4 protein-coding genes are annotated in these 4565 nt (G+C 64.1%); 2 read left to right on the top strand and 2 right to left on the bottom strand.

Features of this window, described 5'->3' with window-relative positions:
• Positions 1-1739, bottom strand: a 1739-nt coding sequence (locus tag WA702_RS18970; RefSeq protein ID WP_425112069.1) for an FAD-binding oxidoreductase, incomplete at its 3' end; no start/stop codon positions are given.
• A 124-nt stretch (positions 1740-1863) separates the two neighbouring features.
• Positions 1864-2631, bottom strand: a complete 768-nt coding sequence (locus tag WA702_RS18975) for a GntR family transcriptional regulator (RefSeq protein ID WP_425112070.1) — start codon at positions 2629-2631, stop codon at positions 1864-1866.
• A 123-nt stretch (positions 2632-2754) separates the two neighbouring features.
• Here WA702_RS18975 and WA702_RS18980 point away from each other — a divergent pair, with 123 nt between their 5' ends.
• Together WA702_RS18980 and WA702_RS18985 are read left to right on the top strand one after the other, a co-directional pair.
• A complete protein-coding gene (locus WA702_RS18980) occupies positions 2755-3963 on the top strand; it encodes a pyridoxal-phosphate-dependent aminotransferase family protein (RefSeq protein WP_425112071.1) in 1209 nt (402 codons plus the stop codon).
• 91 nt (positions 3964-4054) lie between these two features.
• Positions 4055-4565 (top strand): MFS transporter (locus WA702_RS18985; protein ID WP_425112072.1); only part of this gene is annotated, 511 nt, incomplete at its 3' end.

Genomic DNA, 4565 nt, shown 5'->3' on the forward strand with positions numbered 1-4565 from the left:
TTGCGGCAGGCGCCGTTGTTGTTGCACATCTCGACCGCGCCCTGGAAGCCGCGGCCCTTGCCGGGATAGGCCGACCAGTCGAGCACGGTCTTGATGTCGCCGACGCGATAGTCCGGCGCGTAGCGAAACAGCGAGCGATCGTCCATCCTGGGCGGATCGACCACGCGGCCCGGATTGAGCACATTGCCCGGATCGAAGCGGTGCTTAATCTCGCGGAAATCCGCGACAATGCGTTCGCCGAACATCTGCGCGTGGAATTCCGAGCGGACGATGCCGTCGCCATGCTCGCCGGAATGCGAGCCCTTGTATTCGCGCACCAGCGCGAAGGCTTCTTCGGCGATCGCGCGCATCGCGCGCACGTCCTTGTCGAGCTTCAGATTCAAGACAGGCCGCACATGCAGGCAGCCTTCGGAGGCGTGCGCATACATGGTGCCGCGGGTGCCATGCTGGGCGAACACCTCACTCAGCCGCGCGGTGTAATCGGCAAGATGCGGCAGCGGTACCGCGCAATCCTCGACGAAGGAGACCGGTTTGCCCTCCTGCTTCATCGACATCATCACGTTGAGGCCGGCCGCGCGGAATTCGGCGACGCCTGTTTGAAGCGCGGGCTCAACGATCTCGACCACGCCGCCCCATTTGCGCGGCTCGTTGCTCCAGGCGAAGCCGAGATCCCCCATCAGCTCGCCGAGCTGCTTCAGCCTGGCGAGGTTCTGGTCCTGATCCTCTTCGGCGAACTCCACCACCAGGATGGCGTCGGGATCGCCGCGCACGGCGACGCCGATGATCGGCTGGAACATCGCGATCTCGCGGCCCAGTGCGATCATGGTGCGGTCGACCAGCTCGACCGCGATCGGCTTCAGCTTGACCAAGTGCTGGGCGGCATCCATGGCCTCGTAGAAGCTGCCGAAATGGCAGACACCGAGCACCTTGTTGCGGATCAGCGGCCACAGCTTGAGCTCGATCCTGGTGGAGAAGGCGAGCGTGCCTTCGGAGCCGACCAGCAGATGCGCCATGTTGTTGGCAGCGTTGCGCGGGGTCAGCGCATCGAGATTGTAGCCGCCGACCCGGCGCTGCACCTTTGGGAATCGTTCGGCAATCTCGGCGGCCTCGCGCTCGCCGAACGCCAGCATGTCGCGGAACAAGGCGCGGCCGCCGTCGGGCGCCTCGATGTCGCTGAGGTCGCGCGCCACCTCGCCGAAATGCAGCTGGGTGCCGGAGGCGAGCGCGGCATCGATCGAAATCGTGTTGTCGCGCATCGTCCCATAGCGCAAGGACCGCCCGCCGCAGGAATTGTTGCCGGCCATGCCGCCGATGGTGGCGCGCGACGCCGTGGAGACGTCGACCGGAAACCACAGGCCATGCTTCTTGAGCTGGCGATTGAGGTCGTCGAGCACGATGCCGGGCTCGACCACGCAGGTCCGGTTCTTGACGTCGAGCGAGATGATCTTGTTCAGGTGCTTGGAGAAGTCGACAACGATGCCTTCATTGACGGTCTGGCCGCATTGCGAGGTGCCGCCACCACGCGGGGTGACGATGCGGCCGTCGTCGCGGGCGATCGAAAGCGCCCGCAGCGCCTCGTCGATGGTGCGCGGCACCACCACGCCTGCCGGGACAATCTGGTAGAAGGAGGCATCGGTGGCGTAGCGGCCGCGATTGAAGCGATCGAACAACACGTCGCCCGTGATCTGGGCGCGAAGCTTCTGTTCGAGCCGCGACAGGGCGGCTTGCGCTTGAGACATGGGATTCCTCGCCCGGCTCCATCAACAGCAGGGACGCCAACCCGCCTGATGTTCATTCATTCGCTGCAAGACGTAAATAAATTTTGCATGCAAGTCCAGCGCGCAGCGGGGTGCGATACCGGTGTCAGCCGATCTTGGCGAGCTTTGCGGATGTCACCGAAGCAGGGGCGGCGTTGAGCTCATCGAGGTAGGTGATGGCAGCCGCGCCCTTGTTGCGCAGGTGCTGGAACAGAATGTCTGAGAGCTCGCTGCCGGCGCGGCGGCGCAGCGCCTCCAGCATCAATTCGTGCTCGCGCATCGCCTCGCTCCAGCGCTCGCGCTTCTGGGCAAAATTGGCCGAGAAGCGCACCCGCCTGATCCGACCGGCCAGGTTCTCATAGGTGGCGCGCAGCGCCGCATTGCCGGCGGCTTCGACGATGGCGTGATGGATGAGCTGGTTCATCCGGAAATATCCCTGCATCTCCCTGCGCATGTAAAAACCGTACATATCGTGATGCAATTGCTCGATTTTTCGGATCTCTTCATCCGCAATCCGCTCGCAGGCGAGGCGGCCGGCGAGACCTTCGAGCCCGCCCATCAGGTCGAACAATTCGCGGATGTCGTCGGCATGCAGCGGGCGCACCCGGGCGCCGCGGTTCGGCAGCAGTTCCACGAGTCCTTCGGACGCCAGCACCTTCAAGGCCTCGCGCAGGGGCGTGCGAGAAACCTTCAGCATTTCACAGAGTTGCCGCTCCGAAATGCGCGCGCCGTCAGGGATGTTGCCCTCGACGATGTAGTCGCGCAACCGCGACAGGATCTCGTCATGCAGCGAGACCTCATCGCGTCCTGGCGCGTCCTTGCCATTGGCATCGGTCGACGCGGCGACCGCGTTATCTGGAATCGCTGAGTTCATCAGAAAACTCTAGCGGCCGGCGCCATCGCCGTCGACCGCAGAATTGAATGCATTATCATCTTGCCGTTATCAAAATTGAATGCAATTCTGTCGTACCAAGACGCTGCTTCGAGGAGATTGCCCGTGACGCGCCACCAAGGACGCCACTTTCTGCAGATTCCGGGACCTAGCCCGGTGCCGGATCGGGTGCTGCGGGCCATGGACATGCCCGTGATCGATCACCGCAGCGCTGAATTCGCCGAGCTCGGCAAGGCCGTGCTCGAGGGCTCGAAGACCATCTTCAAGACCACCAGCCCCGTCATCATCTATCCGTCCTCGGGCACCGGGGCCTGGGAGGCCGCGATCGTCAACACGCTGTCGCCAGGCGACAAGGTGCTGATGGTCGAGACCGGCCACTTCGCCACCTTGTGGCGTCAGATGGCGGCGCGCTGGGGCATCGAGGTCGATTTCGTGCCCGGCGACTGGCGCCGCGGTGTCGATACCAATGTGATCGAGGAGAAGCTGACGGCGGACAAGAGCCATCAGCTCAAGGCGGTGATGGTCGTGCACAACGAGACCTCGACCGGTGCCACCTCCGGGATCGGCGAGGTGCGGGCCGCGATCGATAGCGCCAAGCACCCGGCGCTCTTGATGGTCGACACCATTTCCGGCCTCGGCTCGGCCGATTTCCGCTTCGACGAGTGGGGCGTCGACGTCGCCGTCTCCTGCTCACAGAAGGGCTTCATGCTGCCGCCCGGCCTCGGCTTCAACGCCATCTCCGACAAGGCGCGCGCAACTGCGAAGACCAACAAGCTGCCGCGCTCGTTCTGGGACTGGGAGGAGATGCTGAAGCCGAACGCGAACGGCTTTTTCCCCTACACGCCGGCGACCAATCTGCTTTACGGCTTGCGCGAAGCGATTGCGATGCTGCTTGAAGAAGGGCTCGACGCGGTGTTCGCGCGGCACCAGCGGCTGGCCGCCGCCGCCCGCGCCGCTGTCAATCATTGGGGCCTGGAGGTGCTGTGCCAGGAGCCGAAGGATTTCTCACCGGTACTCACCGCGGTGCTGATGCCGCCGGGCTATGACGCCGACGCGTACCGCAAGCTGGTGCTGGAGAACTACAACATGTCGCTCGGCTCCGGCCTGTCGAAGGTCGCCGGCAAGGTGTTCCGCATCGGCCATCTCGGCGAATGCAACGAACTGACCCTGGTCGGCGCGCTCTCCGGCGTCGAGATGGGCTTTGTGGCCGCGGGCGTGCCGCATCGCGCCGGCGGCGTCGATGCCGCGATGAAGGTGCTGGAAGAGCACCCGCAAGGCAACGCGGTCTCACATCTCAAGGTGGTCAAGACCTGATCGATCGTGAGACGCGGCTCCGGTCACCGGCGCCGCGTTTTTGTTTGATGTGCCAACACCTTCAATAAAATTCCAAACGTCGGGAGTGAAAATGAGATCGCGCTTCAAGGCCACGCACGTCGTGCTCGCGATGCTCTGCATGATGTATTTCATCACCTATATCGACCGGGTGAACATCAGCACGGCCGCGAGCGGGATCCAGAAGGATCTCTCACTCAGCAACACTGAGCTCGGCTTCGTCTTCTCCGCCTTCGCCTATCCCTATTTGCTATTCCAGGTGGCCGGCGGCTGGGTCGGCGACACCTTTGGCCCGCGCAAGACGCTGTTCTGGTGCGGCATGATCTGGGCGCTGTCGACGATCGCGACCGGCTTCGTCAACAGCCTGCCGATGCTATTCCTGGCCCGCTTCGCGCTTGGTTTCGGCGAAGGCGCGACGTTCCCGACCGCAACCCGCGCCATGCAGTACTGGACGCCGGAGAGCAGCCGCGGCTTCGCGCAGGGCCTGACCCACGCCTTTTCGCGGCTCGGCAATTCGGTGACCCCGCCGCTGGTGGCGGCGTTGATGGCGTGGCTGACCTGGCGGGGCTCGTTCGTGGTGCTCG

Origin of the sequence: Bradyrhizobium sp. (assembly GCF_049798375.1) — a bacterium.
Classification (GTDB): Bacteria; Pseudomonadota; Alphaproteobacteria; order Rhizobiales; family Xanthobacteraceae; genus Bradyrhizobium.